The organism is Paenibacillus sp. FSL M7-0420 (assembly GCF_038002345.1).
Classification (GTDB): Bacteria; Bacillota; Bacilli; order Paenibacillales; family Paenibacillaceae; genus Paenibacillus_AQ.
In genome coordinates, this window is record NZ_JBBOCJ010000001.1 from 3775433 (window position 1) to 3799326 (window position 23894).

Here is a 23894-nt window from a genome sequence, read left to right on the forward strand (position 1 = left end):
ATATCATATACCCTATGCAGCGGATGCAGCCGTTCCAGTCATGTGCAGGAGCAGTTAATGAGGCTACTTTCACTCTCCACCCGCTGTGCCGGACTGAGAATCCGTTATTCTGAACAAATCCGGCAAATGCGAAGCCAAGCGGACTCAGAATCCCTTAATTAGACAATATCGTCTCATTTCAGGGCCGAATAACCCAAATAAGCGCTTCTCAGTCCGCTCGGGCCTCATAAAGTAGCTTTTTGAAGAAATAACTGATTCTCAGTCCGCATAACCGCTAAAATATCCAAACCGCTAAATATCCGAAGTGCCTGTCTATGTAGTCGCACAATAGCACAGTAGGCAGGAATACACCCGCCGCCCGCGTCCCTCCATAAATCAATAAAAAGACCTTGAGAGACTAACTCCTCAAGATCTTGGATGAGAGCGTCTGTCACCGCACCGCAACTTGATGTAACCTGCCGGGCAATGAGAACGTTCGTTTGTGTCTCCATAAGAATATACTATACTCACCCTGCGGGCTGCAATAGCGGAGAATTACCCCTTCAAATAATCACTCGGGCTGCGCCCGGTAATCATCTTGAACACCTGACTGAAATAGGCGGGGTTGTTGAAGCCGACCATTTCACTGATCTCATACACCATATGCTGGCCGGATTGCAGGAATTCGATGGCCCGTTCCACCCTGTACTGGTTCAGGTAGCTGACGAAATTCTCACCGCTGATCCGTTTGAACAGCTGGCTGAGATATTTCGGATGCACATGCAGCTCCTGCGCGAGGCCCATGAAGCTGATCTCCTGGGTATAGTGGGCTTCCACATAGCTTTTGACGCTCTCTACCAGACGGTTCTTCTTGACATTCATCTCGGTGAACGCTGCGGTCAGGAAGGCCGGAATCATCTGCCCCATCCACTCCGTCAAGCTTCTCCAGGTATAGTATCCCGTTACCGCCTGCAGGAATTCGGACATGCTCATAGGAGGAGTGCGGCCCGGGCAGCAGGCATTCCAGTAATACATCAGCGTAGTGAACAGCCCGACACACACCGTCTGTATGTCCTGAATATTATTCTGATCCTCCTGCCGGAGCCTGCCGAAGATGATCTCCCAGGTCTCCCATACTTTTGAGGAATCCCTGCACAGCAGCACCTCATTCCACTCTTGGAGCAGCCGGGAATAGTCCTCCAGCGTCCACGGGTTGGTGCTTTTGCACGGCTCATAGGCGTAGATGGGACTGGTCTCCTGAAACTCCGCAGAAGCAAGCGCCTCTCTGCTCTCCAGATAAGAATCGATCAGTTCATGGATGGCAGATTTGACCGAACCAATGCCGGCATAGGCCTGAAGCTGAATGTAATTCCGGATCTTATCCATCGTCTCCTGCACTACTTCCTTCAGAACGGGGATTGGCTCTCCCTCCTCACGGTCCAGCAGCAGCACCACCAGCAGATCGTCGGAATAGTCCAGCACATGACCCTGCACAGAGGGATGTCCGGCAAGCTTGTGCTGGAGTGTCTCCCGGCAGATATTACCCGCTCCGAAGCGCAGCAGCTGCCATTCTCGCTCCTTCAGCTTATGCAGCGGCGAAGGCCGGTTCAGCTGGATGCTGGCCGCCGCCAGCCGCTGCGGGCGGGTAATCTGCAGATATCCGAGCCGCTCCTCGGAGCATTCCTCTGCACTGTAGCGTGTGGTCAACAGCTCCATTAGCAGGCGTTCCCGCAGAAAAGGAAGCGTGCGGCCGATTTCCTGCTGGTAACGCTCCTCCAGCCGCTTCTTCTGCTCTCCGGCCTCCAGATCCAGCAGCACAGCGCGAAGCACTGCTTCGATCTCGTCTACCCGGGCCGGCTTCAGCAGGAAATGGCTGACGCCCCAGCGCATCGCCTGCCGGGCATTCTCGAATTCCTCGTAGCCGCTCAGGATAATAACCGGCAGCTCCGGGGCCAGCTCCCTTAGCGCCTCTGTAAGCTCCAGCCCGCCCATGCCCGGCATATAGACATCGGTCATCACCAGGTCGGGGGAGAGCCTGCGGAACAGCTCCAGCGCTTCATGGCCGTTGACCGCTGTTCCAGCCAGAGTCAGGCCCAGCTTCTCCCAGGCCACATGTCTCGTAAGGGCTTTCAGAATATGCGGGTCGTCATCCACCAGCAGTATAGAGCGGCTCATATCTGATCGCGCAGCAGCCGCTCCAGCTGCTCCTCCGTCTCAATGACTGGCAGCGTAATCATAGCCGCAACCCCTCTCTCCGGCCGGTTGGCCAAGTATAATCCGTACGGTTCCCCGCAGTACAGCTGAATCCGGCTCATCACATTCCGGGTGCCGATGCCGCTCACCTGCTCCATCGACCAGCCTTCAGCCAAGCCCCGGCCGTTATCCAGCAGCATAATTTGCAAGTAAGGCTGGCTTCCCGGCGTCTTAATCTCCCGCACCTCCAGATGAATCTGCAAAGGGCTGGAGCCAGGCTCCCGGCTGCCATGGATAATTGAATTCTCAATCAGCGGCTGAAGAATCACCTTCGGAATGAAATAACTCCGGACCGCCGGGTCCGCAATCGACTCCGTATACTCAATGGCAATCGGCAGCCGTTCCTGCTGGATGCTCACATAGCACCGCGCATGCTCCAGCTCGTCGCGCAGACGAATGAGCATTCTGCCGCCGCTCAGGCCGATGCGCAGCATTTTGCCAAGCTGGGTGATCATGTAGCTGATATCCTGGGCGTCGTAATCCATCGCCTTCCAGTGAATCATATCCAGTGTATTGTACAGGAAATGCGGCTTGATCTGGGCCTCCAGCAGCCCTGCCTGCGCCTCCCGCTTCGCGGCGCTTGCTTCCCGCTCACTCTGCACCAGCTCCTGCAGCCGGTTCACCATGTGGTTGAAGCCGTAAGACATCTGCGTGTATTCCTCTGTCAGCGACTCACTCATACTGGCCCGGAAATCTCCGCGCTCCAGCTTCCGCATCTCCTGAATCAGCCTGCGTACCGGACGGATCATATTCCGGATGAAGAAGTACGCCAGCAGCGCCGACAGGAGCAGGCAGAGCAGTCCGATCCCGATCACCTGCCTGTCCGCCTTACGAACCTCCTGCAGCAGCTCACGCGTAGGGATGACCTGAACTAACCGCCAGGAGATGGTGCTCGGTTTGGAGAACAGGACGAGATAGGACTGGCCGTCCTTGTTCAGCAGCTCATAGCCTTCATTGCCCTCATACGTATGCTGGTAGAGCCAGTCCGCATCCAGTACAGTTTTGCCGGCAGAGCCTTCCTCCTTGTTCACCAGCAGCAGCAGATTGCCGCTTGTATCCACCAGATGAATCTGGCCGTCCAGCACAGCCGGAATATCCTTGAACTGCTTCAGGATATCGTCTGCGGACAGCCGGATATAGAGGTAGCCGATCGTTTTTCCTTCATTGCCGAACAGATGCTGAATATGGCCGATCAGATAAGGCTCGTCATCGCCGCCGCTGCCCTCCAGGGGAACCCAGAGTGAATCCGCCTGCTTCAGCCGGGGATACCAGCTCTCGTTCTTAATCGAAGAGACCGGAAAGACAAGATCCGTCGAGCTTTGCGCCACCCCGCTGAACAAATCACTGTAAATCTCAATCGAGCTTACCCCTTCGTTCAGCACCAGCGAATGCTGGAGAATCTCCGTAATTTCCCGCCTTCTGGAGATCATCTGATACTTGGAGGCAGGCGTAGTCTCCAGCCCCTCAATCACGCTCTTGTTCGCTGCAATGGAGTAGGCGGTGCCCGACACATTGGTCATGAAGTCGAAGCCGCGCTTCGTGCTCTCATTCAGCAGTGCAAGCCTGGTCGTGCTGATCTCCCTGAAGGTTACGTCCGAGAAGGTCCGGTACGCCAGCAGGACAATGAACCCGAGAAAAATCAGATTGAACGTAATAATACTGGCCGCCATCAGCGTGGAGAGCTTGCTCCGCCTGATCCGCAGCAGCCAGGTGCCGAGCATTCTTTTTTGCATCTGCCCCATCCCTATGCTTTTCCCCAGATTCTATCCTTTCAGGCCGGATGTCGCAATTCCTTCCACGAAATACTTTTGCAGCGTGATGAAGAGAATGAAGCACGGCACCAGCGACAATACCGACATAGCGAACATCGGTCCCCAATCCGACTGCGAGCTGGAGTCCAGGAACAGCCGCAGCCCGAGCGGCACGGTGTATTTCCCGATATCGCTAAGGAAGATGAGCTGGCTGAAGAAATCATCCCAGGTCCACATAAAGGTGAAAATCATCGTCGTGATCAGCGCAGGCAGCGCCAGCGGAATAATAATCCGGCTGAAGATTTGCACCGGCCCGCAGCCGTCAATCGTTGCCGCTTCGTCCAGCTCCTTCGGCAAGCCGCGGATGAACTGCACCGTCAGGAAGATAAAGAAGCCGTCCGTCGCCATCCACTTGGGCAGAATCAGCGGCGCGAAGGTGTTCACCCAGCCCAGGCTGTTGAAGAGGATATAACGCGGGATAAGAGTCACATGCAGCGGGAGCATAATCGTCATCAGCATCAGCGCGAAGCCCAGTGCCTTGAACCGGAAATTCAGCCGCGCGAACGCATAAGCCGCCATGGAGCAGGTAATCACATTGCCGAGAACGGCCCCCAGAGAGACCAGAGCCGAGTTTTGCAGGAACCGGGCGAAGGAGCTGCCCTGGAAGCCAAACCAGCCGCTTACATAATTATGGAAATTCCACTGCCGGGGCCAGAACCAGATTTCCGAGAAAATCATATTCGCCGGCTTAAACGAGCTGCCCACCAGCCACAGCACCGGGTACAGCATGACAAAGGCGATCAGACAGATGATGAAGTGCTTGAGCCAAATGGCACTTTTCGAAGCGCTGCCTGTATCCATAGCTTATTTCCCCCCATCTTCATAGTGCACCCACAGCTTGCTGCTGCCGAATAGCAGGAGTGTGAATAGCCCGATCAGCAGCACCAGTACCCAGGCCATCGCCGAGGCATAGCCCATCTGGAAGAAGGAGAAGCCCTTCTTGTACAGGTACAGGGAATACATCAGGGTGGAATTCACCGGTCCCCCGCTGCCGTTACTGATAATGAACGCTTGGGTGAACGACTGGAAGGCGGTGATCGTCTGCATGATGACATTGAAAAAGATAACCGGAGACAGCACCGGCAGCGTAATATGCAGAAACTGCCCTACTTTACCTGCACCGTCCACCGATGAGGCGTCATAATATTCCGGCGGCACCTGCTTCAGCCCGGACAGGAAGATGATCATCGACGAGCCGAATTGCCATACCGACAGCAGGATCAGCGAATACAGCGAGTATTTGGGATTCGATACCCAGTCAGGCGCCTGTATCCCCGCCATGGCCAATAGCTGATTCAGCAGCCCATCGCCGCCGAGCATCTTACGCCACAGCATCGCAATAGCAACACTGCCTCCAAGCAGCGTAGGGATGTAATAGACCGTCCGGTAGATGCCTAAGCCCCGTATCCCTTTGTTAAGAAGCAGGGCGACCGCCAGGGCAAACATCAGCTTCAGCGGTACCGACACGAATACGAAGATAAATGTCACCTTAAGCGACTGGATAAATAACGGATCTGCAGTGAGCATGGTGGTGAAATTATCCAATCCGATCCATCTGGAGCTCTCCAGAATACTGTAATCTGTAAAAGAAAAATAGAGTGAGGCCGCCATCGGCCCCAGGGTCAGGCACACCAGCCCCAGCAGCCAGGGCGACAGGAACAGGAGGGCAATCCCGTTCTGATTGTAGCGCAGCTTTGTTTTACGCCGCTTCATGCCTGCTGGTCTATCTACTGTCATCAGATCTGCACTCAATGGCTCTCTCGCTCCTCTGTATTTATTTGGCCTTGTCCAGTATGGCGTTAGAACCGGAGATGAACTGCTCGCTTACCTGCGGAATGCCGGCCTGACCGAAGGAGATCTGCTCGCTGGCGCTCTTGAAGTTCTTATCAATCTCCGAGAAGCCCTGCGGGTAAGGCGGGTCAATATCACTGGAATGCTTGGAGACCACATCGATAAAATCAAAGATTAACTGCTCCTCGGCGGTAAGCGACGGCTTCAGCTGCTCCCGCACTGCGGAATTGACCGGCACTCCCCGTTCAGCCCCCAGAATAGCGGTCCCTTCCGGATCATTGACCATGAAGTCGATCAGCTTCGCCACCTCCTTGGGATACTTGGTCTTGGCATTCCCGGAGATGAACTGGCCGGGCTTCAGATATTCGCCGATCTTCTGCTCCCCTTCCATATGCGGAATCACCTGCATCTTCAGCTTCTGGCTCTGATCCTTCAGCACATTCTGATAGGTAATCAGCTGGTTGGACCAGGCGAAATCAAGGGCAGACTGGCCTACGGACAGCGGCCGGGTCTCCAGAGCATTCGTCATAGCGGCAGTTACTTCTGCCGTCGTAGCGCCGCCGCTGTCCCGCAGCTCCTGCCAGTAATTGAACCATTCATCGATGACCTCCCGGGAGACCCCGAGCTTATTCCCGGCGAACAGGCCGCTCCCGTTCTGGCGCACGAATACCTCGAAGATGTTCGTCGTGCCCGAAATATCCGGCGTACCATAGTAGCCGTTGCCTTTCTTCTTAGCGATCGTATTCGCCATCTCCGCAAAATCCTTCCACGTCCATGACTCCTGCGGCTCCGCAATTCCCAGCTCCTGAAGCACGGAAGCATTATAGACAACACCTGGAGCATTCACTCCAAGCGTAACGGCGTACAATTTGCCGTCAATGCTTCCTGCCGAGAGCATGCTGCTGTCATGATCTTCCGTCCGCAGCGTTCCATCCCGGGTATAAGGCGTCAGGTCAAGCAAGGTGCCGCGCTTGGCATAATCGGACAGGAACGCATAGTCCATCTGAATGATATCCGGAGCATTCGAGCCAGCCACCTGGGTAGACAGCTTATCGAAATAGCCGTCCCAGCCGGAATATTCCGGCTTAATCGTAATGCCCGGATTCTTCTCCTCGAAGCGCTTGATCATCTTGGTGGTCAGATCGTGGCGTGTCTGCGAGCCCCACCACGTCATACGCAGCTCAATTGCAGGTGCCGAACCCTCAGTCTTGGAAGAAGCCTTAGCGCCGTCCGGTGCATTCGATCCGCCGGATGAGCATGCAGCCGTAGTCATCAGCAATATGGAGCTTAGAAGCAGTACAAGTCCTTTGGTCCCCTTGATTGTCATCTGTTGCCTCCTCGAATTTGTGAAGTAAGCGGTTACATTAATGATTATACGGAACGCTCTGCATAGGGTAAATCCAGAAAAGTAAGGGGTTATATCAAATAAGTAAGACAAAAGCCAGCCGGAATCTTCCGGCTGGCCTGTTAGTCCTGGTTAATCCTGATTAGTTCTGTTAAGTATGAATCTATTCCGTAAGCAGTCTACTCTAGCTCCAGTCCCTTCGTTTCTTTCCCCAGAAACAGGACCGCCAGAGCGCCGATTACAATCGTGACGAAGAAGATCATGAAGATGGAGCCGATCCCGACCGCCTTGCCGACCAACAGGCCAACCAGTGTTGGGGCAATAATGCCGCCAATCCGTCCAAAGGAGGTGGCAAGTCCGGCGCCTGTGGAACGGATCTTAGTCGGATACAGCTCAGGCGTGTAAGCATACATCCCGCCCCAGGCTCCCAGGTTGAAGAACGACAGGCAGATTCCGGCAGCCATCAGCATGCCCTCGGTCGTTGAATTGCCGAACCAGGCAGCGCTAACGGCTGTCAACAGCAGGTAGATGACCAGTACGAACTTGCGGCCGTATTTCTCGATGAAATAAGCGGCGGTGAAGTACCCCGGCAGCTGGGCGAGTGTCATGATCAGCACATACTCGAAGCTTTTGACCAGACTGAAGCCCTTCAGCACCATTACCGTCGGCAGCCACAGGAACATGCCATAATAAGAGAAGACCACGGTGAACCACAGAATCCACAGCATGATGGTCGAGCGGCGGTACTCTGCCGACCAGACTGCCGCTACACGCTTCTTCAAGGGCACTGGAGGAGCTTTCTTGATCTCCGCGAACTTCGGTGAGTCATCGATTGCCCTGCGCAGATAGAGCGCATATAGCGCCGGTACCGCCCCGATGGCGAAGGCGACCCGCCAGCCGTAATCCGGAATGACGAAGTACGCAATCAGCGCCGACAGAATCCAGCCGAGCGCCCAGAAGCTCTCCAGCAGCACCACAGCCCGGCCTCTTTCCTTGACCGGCATGCTCTCGGATACCAGTGTCGAAGCCACCGGCAGCTCTCCGCCCAGCCCGAAGCCGGCAATGAAGCGCAGCACACATAATACTGCATAACCTGCGGCGAATGCCGACAGTCCGCTTGCAATCGAGAAGATCAGCAGCGTCCAGAGCAGCACCGATTTGCGGCCGAAGCGGTCCGCCATAATTCCGGCTGCGGCTGCACCGACCGCCATCCCTACCGAGTTAATGCTGGTTAAATAGCCGATCTTTTCCGGTCCCAGCGACCATTCCTTGGCTAATGCAGCCACGACGAACGAGATCATCCCTACGTCCATTGCGTCGAACATCCAGCTTAGACCTGCACTGAAGAGCAGCTTCCGCTGCTTCCGATTCTGCAGCAGCGACATTTGATTCCACATGACTTAAGGCCCCTCTCCCCTGATTCCGGCTAATCCAATAATTCCTGATTAGTATCACTTACACATTCTAGAAGCGGATGATTCAAAAATCAAGGAATAACACCGCATTGAAATATTGCCGGGCCATCGCCTGAAAATAACAGGTCTGCACCGAGATCGCAGCGATCAGCAGCATATTCTGCACCGCATCCCGCTGCCCTCTGCTCAGGTGGCTGAGCCGCTTCATCATTCTGTCCATGGCGGACTTGATGGCGCTATCCGATTTCCACAGGTATTCCTTCGGATTTCCGGTTAGAGCCTGTCCTTGCGCCGGAAGCGGGGAACGGGTCTTAATCTCCTCGAACAGCTCGGCATACCCGTGATACAGCTGTGCCGGCTCCACCAGATCATCGTCATCACGCTCAGGCGCCAGGAACAGCATACAAAAGAGCTGTCTGATGCTCTCGAAATCAAGCGCAGCCTTCAGATCATCTATTATAAATAGAATAGCCGCCTGATTAATGGAGTACTTCTTCCCTTCACGCGGGGACCCGAGATATTCCTTGAAATCGCGCTTCACCCAATTCTGCATAGCAGAGACGGATAAAGTGGAATACTCAATCAGACCGCCAAGCGAAGCAATTTCACCCAGGGACAGCCCTTTGACGCCGCCGCCTTTGATCAGCTTTTGCAGAATCGGGGGAATATCCGTAGACAGAAAAGCGGGCAGGCTTGTCCCCTCCCGCACCTCGTCACGGTGGAACTTGGTCCAGGCTTCCTGCAGAATATGGAGCGGCTTCCGCTCCGAGTTTGGCCCTAGAGACAGTAATAGTCCGGACATCTCTATCCGGCTAAGTGTAAAAGCTTCCATAGCTGGCAACCCTCCACCATTTGATATTTCACTGAAAAGTTCGTACAATAGGTTCATATGAACTCATAATATGAGTATAACCTATTTTAGGGACGAAAGGGATGGTAAAGATTATATGGGTATAGGACTTAGTTTGACGCTCGTGGCAATTTTGATTATTTTAACCGCATTTTTTGTAGCGACGGAGTTTGCAGTAGTGAGATTACGGGGAAGCCAGGTCAGCCAAATGGTGCTGGACGGCAAGAAGAACGCACTGGCAGTACAGCGGGTAGCCGCTAACCTGGACGGATATTTGTCCGCCTGCCAGCTCGGTATCACGATTACTGCACTCGGGATCGGGGCATTGGCAGAGCCTGCTTTTGAGCAGCTGCTCATTCCACTGTTTGATCTGGCTGGTGTGAGTCACAACGTTAGTAAGCCCATTGCTTTTGCATTGGCCTTCATTATCGCCACCTTCCTCCACGTCGTGGTCGGAGAGCTTGCACCGAAGACCGCCGCTATTAATATTCCGGAGAAAATTGGTCAGATTACCGCACCGCTGATTATTTGGTTCTACAGAATATTGTACCCTTTGATTTGGTTCATGAACGGTTCCGCCAACCTGCTCGTCCGTATGTTCGGCATGAAGCCTGCCAGTGAACACGGCGACGCGCACAGCGAAGACGAAATCCGCCTGATCCTGTCCGAGAGCTATGAGAGCGGCAAAATCAACAAAGCGGAATATGGTTATGTTAACCGTATTTTCACCTTTGATGAGATGCTCGCTAAGGAGATTATGGTTCCCCGGACAGACATGGTCTGCCTGTTCACTGACCATTCGCTGCAGGAGAATATCGCGATTATCCGCAAGGAGCAATATACGCGTTTCCCTGTGGCCGACGGCAGCAAAGACAATATCATCGGCATGATCAACACCAAGCAGCTGTACCTGCAATATGACAACAACCCGGATTTTGATTTCAAAAGCCTGATTCTTCCGATTCTTACCGTATCTGAGGTTACACCGGTCAAGACCCTGCTGACCCGTATGCAGAAGGAGCGTGTGCATATCGCCCTGCTGCTGGATGAATACGGCGGCACCTCCGGCCTGATTACGATTGAGGACATTCTGGAAGAAATCGTCGGCGAGATCCGCGATGAGTTCGACGGGGATGAACGCAGAAATGTCGAGAAGCTGAGCGAGACTCATTATCTGTTTGACGGCAACGTGTCTCTCCTGGAGATTAAGGACCTCACCAAGCTTGATTTCCACGATGAGGAGGTCACCACGATCGGCGGATGGCTGTACAGTCATCTGGAAGAACCTGTGGTCGGCAAAAGCCTCACTTATGAGCATGTCACCCTGACCGTCCGCGAGATGAACCGCCACCGTATCCGCAAGGTGGAGATCCTGATTGATCTTCCGGTCTCTGAAGATTCTGCTGTACGCAGCGAGTAACCATATGCTGTAAAGGAAAAGGCGCTTCCCGTGAGTTATCGGGGAGCGCCTTTGTTCTTATTTAGGAAATTATAGTTTCTTTCTTTTGTGGATAAGGGAGGCACAGAGACCGGGTGCGCCACCTAAGCCGAATGTAATCGAAAAACCGATTACAATTGGACCGGGGGCGCCACGTAGGACGAATGTAATCGAAAAACCGATTACAATTGGACCGGGGGCACCACGTAGGACGAATGTAATCGAAAAACCGATTACAATTGGACCGGGGGCGCCACGTAGGCCAAATGTAATCGAAAAACCGATTACAATTGGACCGGGGGCGCCACGTAGGCCAAATGTAATCGAAAAACCGATTACAATTGGGCTGGTGGCGCCACGTAGGCCGAATGTAATCGAAAAACCGATTACATTAAGCAAATGAGGGGTACTCCTGCCCCTGAATTCACCGGATGCCCCTTGAAGTGGGCGGATGGGGAAGGACGGTCTGACCAGATGAGTTGTGTGGACCGCATAACTTCTTACATCATTCACCCGCAGGGTGATTTTGTTCGTGTAGACGATTTACCCATATAGTTAATGCAATTAATTATAGATCTTACCCATATAATATTCGTCCACCCATTGTCCATCCACCAGCAGCGACTTTCTCTTCAAGCCCTCAATTTCAAAGCCCTGCTTCTTATACAGCGCAACCGCCTGTTCATTATGCTGCATCACAGTAAGCTCCAGACGTACCAGGCCGCAATCCCTGGCCCACTGGTCCATTTCTTTGAACAATGCGCTGCCGATGCCCCTGCCCTGGTACTGCTTCAGGATGCCGGTAACAATATAAGCACTGTGTCTATTGCGGCTGAAGCTCCCTCCTTGGACTGACAGGTATCCTACAAGCTCACCGTCTGCTTCCGCTCCCAGAATAAGCGAGTTCTCTGCTTGGTGTAAGCCTCTAATCATCTCTTCCACCTGGGAAATGCCGCTCTTTCTCTCGCCCGGGGCCAGCAGCATAAAGGAGGTTTCCCCGTCCAGACGATCTTGGAGGTTCAACAGCGCCGCTGCATCCCCCGGGAGCAGTTCCCTTAGTGTTACGTTCATTTCCATGCCTCCTGCAATAAAGAGCGGTATGTTATCCTTGTATAATTAATATGATTAACAAATATAATTAACCCAATTAACTAAGTGACGGAGCGGCAGATCATTAACACGTTTCCGTCAGGGTCCTTGAAGTTAAACCAGTGGTCATTCTCAATATCCGTAAGGATCTCTGCCCCGCTGGCTTTGACATAATCATAGGCGGCATCAATATCATCGGTAAGCAGATGGAAGGACGGCACCTTCAGCACGGCTTCGGCTGTGAATATTTTGCTGTCCAGTACGATCCCCGGCCCCTGCATCGGCACCTCATACAGATGCCCGAATAATACTTCACCGTCAAGCGGCAGTCCGAGCAGACTGCAATACCAGTTCTTGGACCTTTCGATATCACTAACCGGGATGAAGACAGCGCCAATCTGATTGCGTATCGGACTTGTCACAGCAGTATAGCCTCCTCATAGAGTGCAAGTTGTTGAATCCTACAGCCTTTAATGATTTCGATAAAATATGTCAATTTCCTGCCTGTTTAGGGATGAGAATATAAGTTATGCTATAATCTTGTCAGATCCTATCCCTATTGTCAGGAGAATGAACTTGGCTAACCTTTTCTTTGGGCATTTGAAGCTGACGCCGCCCAAAATACTATCGCTCGGCTTCGTGCTGCTGATTGCTGCCGGAACCCTGCTGCTGTCCCTGCCTGCCGCTTCTACGGGCGGAAGAATCTCGTTCATTGATGCGCTGTTCATGGCGACCTCTGCGACCTGTGTAACCGGACTTGCCGTCATAGATACGGGTACGCAGCTCTCGACCTTTGGACAGATCGTGCTGCTGGTGCTGTTCCAGTTCGGCGGTCTTGGATTCGTAACGATGGCTACGCTGATTACGCTGGTGCTGAACAAACGAATCTCATTGAAGGAACGCCTCTTACTGCAGGAATCCATGAACCAGAATTCCATGCAGGGGATCGTGAAGCTGATCCGCCGGGTTCTCATCTATTCCCTGGTAATTCAATTAACCGGGGCCATTCTGCTGGCTGCCAGATTTGTAGTGGATATGCCGATAGGCAAAGCAGCTTATTATGGACTTTTCCATAGCATCTCCATCTTCAACAATGCGGGTTTTGACTTGTTCGGCGACGTTCACGGGCCATTCAGCGGTTTAACACGCTATGTGGAAGATCCTATTGTGAATATTACCTCCATGCTGCTGATTTTCCTCGGCGGTATCGGCTTCATTGTATTGTCCGATGTGATCGATTATCCCAAGCGCAAGCGGCTGACACTACATTCGAAGGTCGTGCTCGCAACTTCAGCAGTGCTGATTCTGGTCGGAGCTGTTGTCTTCTTCTGGCTGGAGCTGAACGCTACACTGAAGCCGCTGCATGCCGGAGGCAAGATTATGGCCTCCTTCCTGCAAGCTATTACGCCCCGTTCCGGCGGGGTGACAACCATTGAGATTCCGCTGCTGCGGGAATCCACCCAATTCCTGATGATTCTGCTGATGTTCATCGGGGCGGCTCCCGGCTCTACAGGCGGCGGAATCAAGATTACCACCTTTGCCATTCTGGCCAGCACCGCCTACGCCAAACTAAGGGGCAAAGAGGATATCGTCATGTTCCGCCACCGGATCTCGAAGGAGAATGTATACAGGGCTATTACCATGACGCTGCTCTCACTAATGCTGGTGGTCATCTCCACCATGCTGCTGTCAGTAACAGAGAGCGCAGATTTCCTGAGCGTATTGTTCGAGGCGGTGTCCGCTTTCGGCACTTCAGGCATCACTATGGGACTGACCACAGAGCTGACCACGACCGGCAAGGTGCTGGTGATCATTCTTATGTTCGTGGGCCGGACCGGACCGCTTACCCTGGCCTATGCGCTCAAGCCGAAGAACAGCAAGGAGCTGTACCGTTACCCGGAAGGCAATATCACCATCGGCTAAGGGCAGCGACTATTTAAGAACAAAATCACCCATACGGGTGAATGAGATTACCTGCGCGCCAGCAAATGTATGCTGTTTTTCGCATACATTCGGACCACATGCCTGCGGGCCAGCAAATGTATGCTGTTTTTCGCATACATTCGGACCACATACCTTCGCGCCAGCAGAATGTATGTTGTTTTTCGCATACATTCGGGCCACATACCTGCGTGCCAGCAAATGTATGCTGTTTTCCGCATACATTCGGGCCATGCGCCTGCATATGAGCACAATGTATGCTGTTTTTCGCATACATTCGAGCCACACGCCTGCACGCCACTTATACGTAACAGAAGAAAATCATAATCTCCTCTACTATTAAAAATGCGACCCTGCCCGTCCAAGGCAATCAGCCGGGACGGGGGTCGCATTGTTATATCCGCAAGTAAGCTTAAGCTTCCTCTTCCGGGATCTCTTGGGTATCCAGCGCTGCATCCAGCAGCTGATTATACAGATCATCGTCATTCTCCAGCAGCGCATCCACTTCCAGGAACTGCTCCTCACTCCCCGGCTCCCCGGCGAAGCTCAGGCTGTAATCCCATTCGGTTCCACGGGAACTGTAGAAAGTAATCTCATAAGGGGAACGGTGATTCTCTAATGTAAATACCGTTCTCCCCACAAAACTTCTATCCTCTACGCGTTTCATTTCTGCTTTGGTGATTTCCAGGTTCATCCTCTTTCCTTCCTTTCATCTGATCATGCCCACAATATTCAGTATAACATTGATATGTCAGCATTTCTCTTTCCTTTTGCGCTGTAATTGACTTTTTTCATCCGGCGGTTAATAATTTAGTACAATGCTTATATAGAGCTAAAAATAATGGTAATGGAGGAAATGTCAATGACTGAAACAGAGCTTCAGGACAAGCTAAGTAAATATGCTGATTTGGCGGTTCAAATCGGTGTGAATGTTCAGCCGGGACAAATCCTGGTCGTGAACGCACCGATCACTGCGGCTGAGTTCGTCCGCCTGATTACGGCCAAGGCGTATGCCATCGGCGCCAGCCAGGTTAAGGTGAACTGGAGTGACGAGTTCATCACCCGCCAGCAGTTCGAGCATGCGTCGCCCGAAGTATTCACCAAAGCCCCAACCTGGTTTGCCGGTGAAATGACTGAGCTTGCAGAGAACGGTGCCGCCTTCCTGTCGGTCATTGCCGAGAACCCGGATGCTCTCAAAGGCATTGATCCTGAGCGGATTGCGAACTTCCAGAAGACCCGGGGCGCAGCGCTTACGAAATACCGCGAATTGCAGATGTCCGACAAGGTTAGCTGGAGCATTGTAGCGATTCCTTCCCAGCCTTGGGCAGACAAGGTGTTCCCTGACATTCCTGCTGACCAGCGTGTAGACAAGCTGTGGGAAGCCATCTTCCATACTGTCCGTCTGGACCGTGAGGACCCTGTTGCCGCCTGGCAGGAGCATCTCGACACGCTTGAGTCGAAGGCTAATGTTCTTAACGCGAAGAAGTACGCCAGCCTGCATTACATAGCACCTGGAACTGACCTTAGCATCGAGCTGCCTGAAGGCCATTTATGGGCGCAGGGGGACAGCATCAATGCCAAAGGTCATTCTTTTGTCGCCAACATGCCAACGGAAGAAGTGTTCACAGCTCCGCTGAAAACCGGCGTTAACGGTACGGTCCGCAGCACGAAGCCGCTGAGCTATGGAGGGAATGTGATTGACGGCTTCTCGATCACTTTTGAACAGGGCCGGATTACCAGTGTGAGCGCTGAGCAGGGCCAGGAAGCCCTTGAATATCTGATCAGCCTGGATGAAGGCGCCAAGTATCTGGGGGAAGTCGCACTTGTGCCGCATCAGTCGCCGATCTCGGAATCAGGAATTCTCTACTTCAATACCTTGTTCGACGAGAATGCCTCTAACCATCTGGCTATTGGCACCGCCTATGCCTTCTGTCTGGAAGGCGGCAAGGAAATGAACCAGGATGAACTGACCGCCCGCGGCCTCAATAACAGTGTGACCCACGTTGATTTCATGATCGGCTCGGCCGAGATGGATATCTACGGAATTACCGCTGACGGTACGCGCGAGCCGGTCTTCCAGAAGGGCAACTGGGCCTTCTAGACCCCTTATAAGTTATTGCATTTCATTAGATAATGAATGGAGCTGAAGCTATTGCTGGATTTCAACCAAAAGCTGGAGAATTACGCACTGCTCGCTGTAAAGATCGGCGTTAATATTCAACCCGGCCAGACCCTTGTCGTGAATGCGGATATCGTATCGGCTGAGCTGGTCCGCCTGATTGTACGTCAGGCCTATGAAGCAGGTGCGAAGCTCGTCAAGGTTAACTATTCCGATGAATTCGTCACCCGTACCCGCTATGATCTGGCGCCGTCCGAGAGCTTCCTGGAGCCGCCGAAGTGGCAGGCCGATGAGCTGGAGGATCTGGCAAGGGGCGGAGCGGCATTCCTGACAATCATCTCCGCGAATCCGGACTTGCTGAACGGAGTAGATGCAAGCCGCATTGCGGACCATCAGAAGACCGCCGGCCAAGCTATGGCTCCGTACCGCGAGATGCTGATGGCTAACCAGGTCAGCTGGACCGGCCTCGCCTTCCCATCTGCCTCTTGGGCCGCGAAGGTGTTCCCGGACGCTGCACCTGAGCAGCAGATTGAACTGCTCTGGGACGCCATCTTCAAGGCCGTGCGCGCAGACCAGGAGAATCCGGTGCAGGCCTGGAGTGTCCATCTGGCCGGCTTGAAGCAGCGCTGTGAGCTGCTGAACGCGAAGAAATACCGCAAGCTGCACTACACGGCACCGGGCACCGATCTGACGATCGAATTGCCTGAAGGCCATATCTGGTGTCAGGCCGGTGCGGTGAACAGCCGCGGCCTGTCCTTCCTGGCGAACATTCCGACCGAGGAAGTATTCACTGCTCCGCTGAAGACGGGTGCGAACGGCACGGTCCGCAGCACGAAGCCGCTCAGCTATGGCGGCAACATCATCGACCGCTTCAGCCTGACGCTGGAGAATGGTAAAGTTACAGACTTCACCGCTGAAGTGGGCCAGGAAGCCCTCGCTTCCCTGCTGGCCATGGATGAAGGTGCCGCCTACTTCGGTGAAGTGGCGCTTGTACCCTTCCACTCCCCAATCTCGGAGAGCGGCATTCTCTACTACACCACCCTGTATGACGAGAATGCTTCCTGTCATCTGGCACTTGGCGCTTCCTATGCCTTCACCCTGCAGGACGGCATTAACATGACCAAGGAACAGCTGGTGGACATGGGCATGAACCAAAGCCTCACCCATGTGGACTTCATGATGGGCTCCCCGGAGATGAATATCGACGGAATTGCCGATGACGGCTCCACCGACCCGATCTTCCGTAATGGAGATTGGGCCTAAGCTTAATATTTATACTATGAACGGGACCCCGCTATTTCCTCTTGAGGAGTGGCGGGGTCTTTGTTTTTACCAGGGGACTTTTCCCCTAAGAATGCTATGCGATGAGAGTGCTATGAGATTTAATGAGTGACAAAATGGCTGATTGCACTTTCTGCAATAGAATTCACGGAAACTACGGTTAAAACACCTTCTGCTGTATTTCGTACAACAGATTTCTGGATTTCAGCTCAAAACCCCCGTTTTCTCAAAATTCTAGTGTATAAAGTGCAAGAGATTCATTTTTTCGGCGAAAATAGCGCTCATCTATTGTATAAAGTGCAACCGAAGGTAAAGTTAAGTGGGTAAAAGCAACCCAAACAGCCCAAATGTGAACATTCAGTCAAAGAATTTTCACAATATTGTTGAAATTAGTTCACAAATATGTCACAATACAATTATAGATAGTGTCTACAGTTCCAAAAGAGGAATGTTTTAGTCCATGAATAATCTAAGGAGGGAATTCTGATGAAAGAAACTTTCACTCATGACAACACGGATTCTATGGAAACAGAACGTCTGGAAGTCCAGGCTCCCAAAGACTTAAGTATCGTTGCCTCCGACGCTATCAAGTACACCGCCTACATCATGCTGCTGTTCGGATTCCTGTACTTCCTGGTTGCCTACCTTGGCCCTATGCTGTAAGGCTGCTTCAATATACACAAGATACGTAGTACAATCACATATTCGTAAGCGCTTACGGCCGGTCTCCTGCGGGAATGAGATTAGCCGTTTTTATTTGTCTCCCCTGTCAAAACGCCAAAAACGGCAGCCCTCTTCATATGAAGGACTACCGTTCTTTGTCTACTTCCAGCCCAGCGCCTTATTGATCCAGGCAACTGCCTCCGGTTCCCACGCGTCTTCCATTCGCGAGCGCAACCAGGCTATCGCCTCTTCTCTCGATCCCTCAAACGGCGGAATGCCCGCTTCATGCATCCAGTGCTCCGAAGTTTCAAAAGAGGTGCTGTTCCAGCCATTCGGCTCTCCGTCCGCATTCACCCGTTGCTTCACGCCAGAGATTACGATATCCATAGACCCTTGCAGCTCCGTTACCGCATTGTCAAAAGCCGTCTTCTTCTCCTTGGCCTTCATATCAGCCATTGACCGCAGCTGGCGTGTCTCAATTCCCTCATTCGCCCGGATAATCTCCAGCAGAGTCAGCGCTTCTCTCGTGGCCAGGCCGCTCTGATACCGCTCTTCCAGAGACTGCTGAGGCCCGGACGCTGCCAAGTAAGCCGGAAGCCACTCGCGGGATACGAGCACGGCTTTTTTCTTGATGAATTTTCCATAGCCGGCTAAGCCTTCTCCGGGAAATCTGACCCGCCAGCGCCAGGGGTCCAGCTCTGTATCGGTATGCCAATTCTCCGCCAGCGTCAGCCCGTTCACAGACGGATGCTCCGGGATCAGGGGTGCCAGCGGCACAATCCCCAGTCGGGCGACTACCTCAGCCATCTCTTCATAGGTGGTTACATTCTCTTGCTTACCTGCTTCGCCCACGTAATTCAGCCTCCTAAGTCAATCTGGCTTGTACACCAAATTAAGCTTATCATTATAAATGAGCAAATTCACTTCCTGCATATGCTCATTAGGAGATTTTGTTTAAAAATATACCATTTTCATTACAGCCAATCTGAAAATGTTCATCCTGTAAAATCCAGGCATCTGTTTTTTCAACAAAGAAATGAAAGCCTCCGATAGATTGAACCAATGCCGGATCGATCGGTGTAGCACTTGCATTTAGGCCAATCGCAAAAGCATCTGAGCCGCCACCTGCATATTTTGCATAAATTCTTACATATTGGGCCTCTGTCAAACCCCATTCATCCTTAAAAGAATCAATAGCTTGTTCCGTTACTTCAAATGATATCATCCCTGTTCTCTCCTTCCCCCAGGTTAATCACATTTTTTAACTTCCCCCCGATAGTTAGCCATCCGAAAACTGGCCCCGCATCCACATGAGGCTTTGGCATTAGGGTTATTCATGGTGAATCCGCCTATCATTCCGCTTTGTTCATAGTCAATTTCAAGACCGTCAATATATGGAATACTCTTCGTGTGAACAACTATACTGAACTTATCTTTATGGAATACCATATCCTCCTCTGTCTGCTGCTCATCCAAGACAAGGGTATAAGATAATCCGCTGCATCCCCCTTCTTCAACACCTACTCTAAGAAAAGAGTGCCGGGTATCAGCGGTTAACAAGATTTCGGCGATTTTCTCTGCTGCGATCTCACTGACCTCAATGTTCATCTTCATTCCTCCTCGTTTACAAGCTTAATTTAGTTTTGGCTACCCCAGTCCATTAAACAAGGTATGAACGTAGCGAGAGCCGCTCCTTTTGGTGTAAGTTCATACATGGTTTTTGTAGGGCGCTGCGGACTGGTTCTCTTGACCAGATTATGATGTTGAAGCTCCTTTAAACGCTGGGAAAGGATTCTTTGCGTAATGGAAGGGATACTCCGGTTGATTTCACTAAATTTCTTCGGACCGTAAGAAAGAGTGAATAAGATGTGGATCGTCCATTTAGACCCGATGATGTCAAAGGCTATAAGAAGTTTCTCCCTATCCTCATTGGACAATGACCGGCACACCCTCTTTCTTAGCATCAGCATTCTTGATGGATGGCTGTGAGATCCGGGTGCTGGCAATGATGCTAATAACGATCAACAAGAGATGGAAGCCCATTGCTGCAATTAAGCCGGATTGCAGTGACATTCCGCCAGCCTGACACACGACGAGTATGGAACCGCCAATCCCGATAACAACGCCGGGTGTAAAAGAATCCGCGAATTGCAGATTTGCCGAGGTTTGGCCCACGCCGCCTTCCCCTGTTTGGGAAAAGGCTACAACACCGCTAATCGGATGCGCCAATCCAATACCAACTCCTGCGATGATCTGACCCATAACTGCAACGGTAACGGACACAACCGGTATCCAGAATACGATGGCAATCCCGATGGCAAGCAGCAATACCCCAAGAATAATTCTCATATGACGTCCACGGCCCTGATCTGCCGCATCCCATCGTCCTTGCAGATACGCAATGATACACCAGCTTAATGCAGCACTCGCTACGATTAAACCGGCCTGAGAAGGTGTAATTCCTTTCACATTAATTAGAGCCAATACCAGGAAATTCTGTGTGCTGGTATAGGCAGCGAAGAACAACCCGCGTGTAGCCAGAATCGCCGGCATCCCTCTTCGCAGCGTAAGCGTTCCCTTCGGCAGCAATTGACGGAGCGGAAATATCATACCTACGAGGCCAATCATGACGAATACAAATCCCATCGTGCCCGGAAGCATACCTAGACCAACCAGGAAAAGACCTGTACCCATCGTTAAGAGTAACGCCATCCAAGTGGATGAAGATCCGCTAGCCTCTCCCGTCTGCTGCACTTTCAATTTCCTGAACGCAGGTAAACTAAGCACTGCTGAAACAACCAGCACAGGTAAAATCCCCCAGAAAACAAACCGCCAGGACCACTGGTCTGCTATAAGACCTGCTACATATGGACCGAGCATGGACGGAAGGACATAGGCTGTACCAAATGCTCCAAGGATCTTGGCACGTAACTCATCCGGGTAACTTAAGGATATGGCTGTATACACACAAGTCATCATAGCTCCGGCACCCAAACCCTGCAGGGCCCGTGATCCTATCATGATATACATATCGCCTGCTGTTGCGGCAGCGACCAGTCCTGCGATAAACAACAACAACGCATAAGTGAAGGGTGCTGCAGGTCCTCTTTTATCTATGATTCGACCGACGACCAGCGTTCCGATAATCTGCGCAAGCAGGTACGTACTGAATATCCATCCGAACAGGCTAAGCCCGTTCAAGTCTCCGGCAATCGAAGGAGCAATGGTAGTTACGGATAGACCTTCGAATCCAACAGCCATCACGGACAGGATAATCCCTATGGATAGTGCAAAATAACGCGGGCTGAAAATACTTTGATGATTAGGCGACATGAAATGAGACCTCCAGGAAAATTGGTATGTATACATCGTATCCGGATACTTAGTAAACATTTTTGTTTATAAAGTCTAGGCTACAGTCCGGCTTTGACTTTGTCAACATTTTTGTTTAAAATGTAGGGAGTGATGTGAATTCAGTTGCTGCAAAAAGGAGGTGCACCATGAGCCGGAATGAAATCAAAAAGGATGTCTCCACCCGTACCCGAAGAGCGATCATTGATCTGTTAAAGGAGCGTGGGGGCATGGATGTTATGACCCTCTCCGCTCATTTTTCGCTGTCTGGAATGGCTATTCGCCAACATTTGAATGCACTGAAGGAAGAGGGATTGGTTACGAATGTGGAAGAGGCCCGTCCCATGGGCCGGCCCACCAAGCTGTGGATATTAACACCAGCAGCTAATCGTTTTTTTCCAACCGGATATTCGGATTTATCCATCAGCCTCATTAATTCTATGAAAGAAGCTTTTGGCAATGAAGGGCTGGACAAGCTGCTGGATGTTCGAAATAAAAAGATGCAGGCACAATATCTTCAGCATCTTGGCGATGCATCGGATGTTAGAGAGAAATTGGAGAAGCTGGCCGAGATTCGAACCAATGAAGGTTATATGGCCGAGGTTAAGACGCAGGAGGATGGCAGTCACTTGTTCATCGAGAAACATTGTCCGATCTGTGAAGCTGCTGCTGTATGTACCGGGTTATGCAAGAATGAGCTGCATTTATTTAAAACGGTGCTAGGAGATGATGTTCATATTGAGCGAGGGGAGTACATTTTAGCGGGAGGCAGAAACTGCAGCTACACCGTTAGGCAAAATAAGCCGTGACAACAAGAGCAACCTCACTTGGAGATTGCTCTTTATTTCATTTGATGCTGTCTGCGTCCGATCCCATACAGCGGATTCCCGCAATATAGGTGTTAATCAGCCGGGTGAGCGTGACATTCAGGTCCAGCGGCATTCCAAATCCGCCCTGGTGCTCTAAGGTGGAGAATCCGTGCAGTATACTCCGCAGTCCACGGACTGCATGCAGATTGCCTTCCTCCTCCAAGCCGAATGCGGATATCACCTGGATGATGAGCGACAGGATCTTCCCTCCCGCCGCTTCCAGAGCGGTGTCTCCTTGTTCGGGTGCTTTTAGCGTCGTCTGGTACAGCCCCGGGTGCGCTCTGGTGAATCCGATGTAAGCCTGACTCATGGCATGTACTGCAGCCTCTCCGCTTAGCCCCTCCGTTGCCTCCGATATGACCTCATACAGCTGCTCCAGGCCATATACCGCCATCAGTGTACGCAGCCCAGCAAGCCCGTTGATGTGATTATAGAGTGACGGGGAACGGACACCCAGCTTCGCGGCAAGTGCAGCCAGCGTCACTTCTTCAATCCCGTATTCATCCGCCAGCTCTGCGGCAGCCAGCACCAGCGTGTGCGTGTCCAGACCTGCTCTAGCCATGTACCCTCTCTCCTCCCTTAAACTGTCCTTCAGCCTCCGAAGCCGCCCGCTTCATCGCCTCTACCGGAGCTATAAGCAGATCACCGTGTCCTACCGCGAGTACAGAAGGTGCAAGATCAATCAGCCTGTAAGCACTCACCAAGGCCTGTTCGGGGCTCCAAGTCGCCATAGCCGGAAAAGGAAACCAGGCAACCTTCTTGCCGGACACCGCCGTGGCCCGGAAGGTCTGGAACGTATCACCAACGATCAGCGCTCCACTGCGCCGGTCCTGAAAAGACATCGATCCCGGCGTATGTCCGGGAGTGCTGAACGCTGTCAGCGAGCCGATACTATCGCCGTCATGCAGCAGAATGTCGGGGCGGGTCACTATTTTGGCGGGTACACTGCCCTTAATAGGAGTCTGCAGCTCACCGGCTCTGAGCGAGCGGTCACCAGCCAACAATGCAGCATCCCGCTCCGAGATATAGACCTTAGCCTCCGGCACCTCCTTCTTCAAGGCATCAAGCGCTCCGACATGATCCATGTGGCCATGAGTCAGGATGATGCGGGTCAGCGGCTTACCGAGCTTGGCGGCCTGACTCAGAATACCTTGCAGACTGTAGGACATTCCCGCGTCAATAAGTGTAAGTTCCTGTTCTTCCTCGATCAAATAGCAATTCACTGGAAAAATACGCGGCAGCCACGTAAGCTGATGCAAATGGCCTTCTCGTGTCACTCTCATCGTAAAACCCTCCTTAAAACTAATATCATTAGTTAAAATATAAACTAATTATATTAGTTTATCAAGAGATATTTACTCATACAAAAGTGAAGGGCTTAGGCAGGGGTGTGGCGACATCCAGTCTCTGCTCCTCGCGCCAGTCCAATGTGATCGGTTTTTCGATTACCTTGAGTCCGCACGCCCTCACTCCGCGCAATGTGATCGGTTTTTCGATTACATTGCATCCGCCCCCCTCGTCCTGGCGCAATGTGATCGGTTTTTCGATTACATTGGGCCCGCACGCCCTCGCTCCGCGCAATGTGATCGGTTTTTCGATTACATTGGGTCCGACCCCCTCGTCCTGGCGCAATGTAATCGGTTTTTCGATTACATTGGGTCCGCCCGCCCTCGTCCTGGCGCAATGTAATCGGTTTTTC

The 23894-nt window shown here is 52.2% G+C and carries 23 protein-coding genes; 6 read left to right on the top strand and 17 right to left on the bottom strand.

The features are described from left to right. Nucleotides 1-534: 534 nt before the first annotated feature. The 7 genes from MKX51_RS15925 to MKX51_RS15955 all read right to left on the bottom strand — a co-directional run bounded on the left by MKX51_RS15925 (nucleotide 535) and on the right by MKX51_RS15955 (nucleotide 9426). Nucleotides 535-2154: a response regulator gene (locus MKX51_RS15925; RefSeq protein ID WP_340993106.1), complete on the bottom strand. Its 1620-nt coding sequence runs from the start codon at nucleotides 2152-2154 to the stop codon at nucleotides 535-537. Further along, on the bottom strand, nucleotides 2151-3965 hold the full coding sequence (locus tag MKX51_RS15930; protein WP_340993107.1) for a sensor histidine kinase: 1815 nt from the start codon (nucleotides 3963-3965) through the stop codon (nucleotides 2151-2153). The genes MKX51_RS15925 and MKX51_RS15930 overlap by 4 nt, the downstream gene beginning before the upstream one ends. A gap of 30 nt (nucleotides 3966-3995) precedes the next feature. Next, nucleotides 3996-4844 (bottom strand): carbohydrate ABC transporter permease, encoded by an 849-nt coding sequence (locus MKX51_RS15935; protein WP_076086200.1) that lies wholly within the window; start codon nucleotides 4842-4844, stop codon nucleotides 3996-3998. 3 nt (nucleotides 4845-4847) lie between these two features. Beyond that, a complete protein-coding gene (locus tag MKX51_RS15940; protein ID WP_340995618.1) occupies nucleotides 4848-5756 on the bottom strand; it encodes a carbohydrate ABC transporter permease in 909 nt (302 codons plus the stop codon). Nucleotides 5757-5817: 61 nt separating this feature from the next. Further along, nucleotides 5818-7161: an ABC transporter substrate-binding protein gene (locus MKX51_RS15945; protein ID WP_340993108.1), complete on the bottom strand. Its 1344-nt coding sequence runs from the start codon at nucleotides 7159-7161 to the stop codon at nucleotides 5818-5820. A 197-nt stretch (nucleotides 7162-7358) separates the two neighbouring features. Next, nucleotides 7359-8576, bottom strand: a complete 1218-nt coding sequence (locus tag MKX51_RS15950) for an MFS transporter (protein ID WP_340993109.1) — start codon at nucleotides 8574-8576, stop codon at nucleotides 7359-7361. A gap of 82 nt (nucleotides 8577-8658) precedes the next feature. Then, entirely contained in the window at nucleotides 8659-9426 is a 768-nt protein-coding gene (locus MKX51_RS15955; protein WP_340993110.1) for a DUF1836 domain-containing protein, read from the bottom strand. A gap of 115 nt (nucleotides 9427-9541) precedes the next feature. On the opposite strand from MKX51_RS15955, the gene MKX51_RS15960 reads away from it, so the two are divergent. Next, nucleotides 9542-10864, top strand: a complete 1323-nt coding sequence (locus MKX51_RS15960; RefSeq protein WP_340940439.1) for a hemolysin family protein — start codon at nucleotides 9542-9544, stop codon at nucleotides 10862-10864. A 582-nt stretch (nucleotides 10865-11446) separates the two neighbouring features. Here the strand turns inward: MKX51_RS15960 and MKX51_RS15965 are convergent. Together MKX51_RS15965 and MKX51_RS15970 are read right to left on the bottom strand one after the other, a co-directional pair. After that, on the bottom strand, nucleotides 11447-11953 hold the full coding sequence (locus MKX51_RS15965) for a GNAT family N-acetyltransferase (protein ID WP_340993111.1): 507 nt from the start codon (nucleotides 11951-11953) through the stop codon (nucleotides 11447-11449). An 80-nt stretch (nucleotides 11954-12033) separates the two neighbouring features. Beyond that, nucleotides 12034-12393, bottom strand: coding sequence for a VOC family protein (locus tag MKX51_RS15970; protein WP_340940436.1), 360 nt, complete (start codon nucleotides 12391-12393; stop codon nucleotides 12034-12036). 148 nt (nucleotides 12394-12541) lie between these two features. Here MKX51_RS15970 and MKX51_RS15975 point away from each other — a divergent pair, with 148 nt between their 5' ends. Next, nucleotides 12542-13894, top strand: a complete 1353-nt coding sequence (locus MKX51_RS15975) for a TrkH family potassium uptake protein (RefSeq protein ID WP_340993112.1) — start codon at nucleotides 12542-12544, stop codon at nucleotides 13892-13894. A gap of 430 nt (nucleotides 13895-14324) precedes the next feature. Here the strand turns inward: MKX51_RS15975 and MKX51_RS15980 are convergent, their stop codons facing one another. Beyond that, on the bottom strand, nucleotides 14325-14606 hold the full coding sequence (locus MKX51_RS15980; protein WP_036695355.1) for a hypothetical protein: 282 nt from the start codon (nucleotides 14604-14606) through the stop codon (nucleotides 14325-14327). A gap of 162 nt (nucleotides 14607-14768) precedes the next feature. On the opposite strand from MKX51_RS15980, the gene MKX51_RS15985 reads away from it, so the two are divergent. The 3 genes from MKX51_RS15985 to MKX51_RS15995 all read left to right on the top strand — a co-directional run bounded on the left by MKX51_RS15985 (nucleotide 14769) and on the right by MKX51_RS15995 (nucleotide 17975). Next, a complete protein-coding gene (locus tag MKX51_RS15985; protein ID WP_340993113.1) occupies nucleotides 14769-16013 on the top strand; it encodes an aminopeptidase in 1245 nt (414 codons plus the stop codon). A 51-nt stretch (nucleotides 16014-16064) separates the two neighbouring features. Next, nucleotides 16065-17294: an aminopeptidase gene (locus MKX51_RS15990; protein WP_340993114.1), complete on the top strand. Its 1230-nt coding sequence runs from the start codon at nucleotides 16065-16067 to the stop codon at nucleotides 17292-17294. 504 nt (nucleotides 17295-17798) lie between these two features. Continuing rightward, nucleotides 17799-17975 (top strand): hypothetical protein, encoded by a 177-nt coding sequence (locus MKX51_RS15995; RefSeq protein ID WP_155991496.1) that lies wholly within the window; start codon nucleotides 17799-17801, stop codon nucleotides 17973-17975. A 159-nt stretch (nucleotides 17976-18134) separates the two neighbouring features. Here MKX51_RS15995 and MKX51_RS16000 read toward each other — a convergent pair whose 3' ends face one another. From MKX51_RS16000 to MKX51_RS16015, 5 genes are all read right to left on the bottom strand, one after another. Beyond that, nucleotides 18135-18827: an AlkZ-related protein gene (locus tag MKX51_RS16000; protein WP_340993115.1), complete on the bottom strand. Its 693-nt coding sequence runs from the start codon at nucleotides 18825-18827 to the stop codon at nucleotides 18135-18137. Between the two features lie 88 nt (nucleotides 18828-18915). Next, a complete protein-coding gene (locus MKX51_RS16005) occupies nucleotides 18916-19200 on the bottom strand; it encodes a hypothetical protein (RefSeq protein ID WP_340940427.1) in 285 nt (94 codons plus the stop codon). A gap of 23 nt (nucleotides 19201-19223) precedes the next feature. Next, a complete protein-coding gene (locus MKX51_RS16010; protein WP_340993116.1) occupies nucleotides 19224-19583 on the bottom strand; it encodes a HesB/IscA family protein in 360 nt (119 codons plus the stop codon). Between the two features lie 29 nt (nucleotides 19584-19612). Next, a complete protein-coding gene (locus MKX51_RS33220; protein ID WP_445322010.1) occupies nucleotides 19613-19945 on the bottom strand; it encodes a winged helix-turn-helix transcriptional regulator in 333 nt (110 codons plus the stop codon). Beyond that, complete coding sequence (locus tag MKX51_RS16015) at nucleotides 19902-21308, bottom strand: MFS transporter (protein WP_340993117.1); 1407 nt, start codon at nucleotides 21306-21308, stop codon at nucleotides 19902-19904. The genes MKX51_RS33220 and MKX51_RS16015 overlap by 44 nt, the downstream gene beginning before the upstream one ends. Nucleotides 21309-21475: 167 nt before the next feature. Between MKX51_RS16015 and MKX51_RS16020 the strand changes: the two genes are divergently transcribed. Next, a complete protein-coding gene (locus MKX51_RS16020) occupies nucleotides 21476-22135 on the top strand; it encodes a helix-turn-helix transcriptional regulator (RefSeq protein ID WP_340940422.1) in 660 nt (219 codons plus the stop codon). Nucleotides 22136-22172: 37 nt separating this feature from the next. On the opposite strand, the gene MKX51_RS16025 is transcribed toward MKX51_RS16020, so the two are convergent. Next, the gene (locus MKX51_RS16025) at nucleotides 22173-22757 is read right to left on the bottom strand and encodes a TetR/AcrR family transcriptional regulator (protein ID WP_340993118.1); all 585 of its coding nucleotides are present in this window, start codon (nucleotides 22755-22757) and stop codon (nucleotides 22173-22175) included. After that, nucleotides 22750-23478: an MBL fold metallo-hydrolase gene (locus MKX51_RS16030; protein ID WP_340993119.1), complete on the bottom strand. Its 729-nt coding sequence runs from the start codon at nucleotides 23476-23478 to the stop codon at nucleotides 22750-22752. The genes MKX51_RS16025 and MKX51_RS16030 overlap by 8 nt, the downstream gene beginning before the upstream one ends. Between the last annotated feature and the right edge of the window lie 416 nt (nucleotides 23479-23894).

Coding starts and splice junctions, on each gene's coding strand:
- MKX51_RS15925 (WP_340993106.1), bottom strand. CDS start 2,154: ATGAGCCGCTCTATACTGCTGGTGGATGACGACCCGCATATTCTGAAA.
- MKX51_RS15930 (WP_340993107.1), bottom strand. CDS start 3,965: ATGCAAAAAAGAATGCTCGGCACCTGGCTGCTGCGGATCAGGCGGAGC.
- MKX51_RS15935 (WP_076086200.1), bottom strand. CDS start 4,844: ATGGATACAGGCAGCGCTTCGAAAAGTGCCATTTGGCTCAAGCACTTC.
- MKX51_RS15940 (WP_340995618.1), bottom strand. CDS start 5,756: ATGAAGCGGCGTAAAACAAAGCTGCGCTACAATCAGAACGGGATTGCC.
- MKX51_RS15945 (WP_340993108.1), bottom strand. CDS start 7,161: ATGACAATCAAGGGGACCAAAGGACTTGTACTGCTTCTAAGCTCCATA.
- MKX51_RS15950 (WP_340993109.1), bottom strand. CDS start 8,576: ATGTGGAATCAAATGTCGCTGCTGCAGAATCGGAAGCAGCGGAAGCTG.
- MKX51_RS15955 (WP_340993110.1), bottom strand. CDS start 9,426: ATGGAAGCTTTTACACTTAGCCGGATAGAGATGTCCGGACTATTACTG.
- MKX51_RS15960 (WP_340940439.1), top strand. CDS start 9,542: ATGGGTATAGGACTTAGTTTGACGCTCGTGGCAATTTTGATTATTTTA.
- MKX51_RS15965 (WP_340993111.1), bottom strand. CDS start 11,953: ATGAACGTAACACTAAGGGAACTGCTCCCGGGGGATGCAGCGGCGCTG.
- MKX51_RS15975 (WP_340993112.1), top strand. CDS start 12,542: ATGAACTTGGCTAACCTTTTCTTTGGGCATTTGAAGCTGACGCCGCCC.
- MKX51_RS15980 (WP_036695355.1), bottom strand. CDS start 14,606: ATGAACCTGGAAATCACCAAAGCAGAAATGAAACGCGTAGAGGATAGA.
- MKX51_RS15985 (WP_340993113.1), top strand. CDS start 14,769: ATGTCAATGACTGAAACAGAGCTTCAGGACAAGCTAAGTAAATATGCT.
- MKX51_RS15995 (WP_155991496.1), top strand. CDS start 17,799: ATGAAAGAAACTTTCACTCATGACAACACGGATTCTATGGAAACAGAA.
- MKX51_RS16005 (WP_340940427.1), bottom strand. CDS start 19,200: ATGATATCATTTGAAGTAACGGAACAAGCTATTGATTCTTTTAAGGAT.
- MKX51_RS16010 (WP_340993116.1), bottom strand. CDS start 19,583: ATGAACATTGAGGTCAGTGAGATCGCAGCAGAGAAAATCGCCGAAATC.
- MKX51_RS33220 (WP_445322010.1), bottom strand. CDS start 19,945: ATGCTGATGCTAAGAAAGAGGGTGTGCCGGTCATTGTCCAATGAGGAT.
- MKX51_RS16015 (WP_340993117.1), bottom strand. CDS start 21,308: ATGTCGCCTAATCATCAAAGTATTTTCAGCCCGCGTTATTTTGCACTA.
- MKX51_RS16020 (WP_340940422.1), top strand. CDS start 21,476: ATGAGCCGGAATGAAATCAAAAAGGATGTCTCCACCCGTACCCGAAGA.
- MKX51_RS16025 (WP_340993118.1), bottom strand. CDS start 22,757: ATGGCTAGAGCAGGTCTGGACACGCACACGCTGGTGCTGGCTGCCGCA.
- MKX51_RS16030 (WP_340993119.1), bottom strand. CDS start 23,478: ATGAGAGTGACACGAGAAGGCCATTTGCATCAGCTTACGTGGCTGCCG.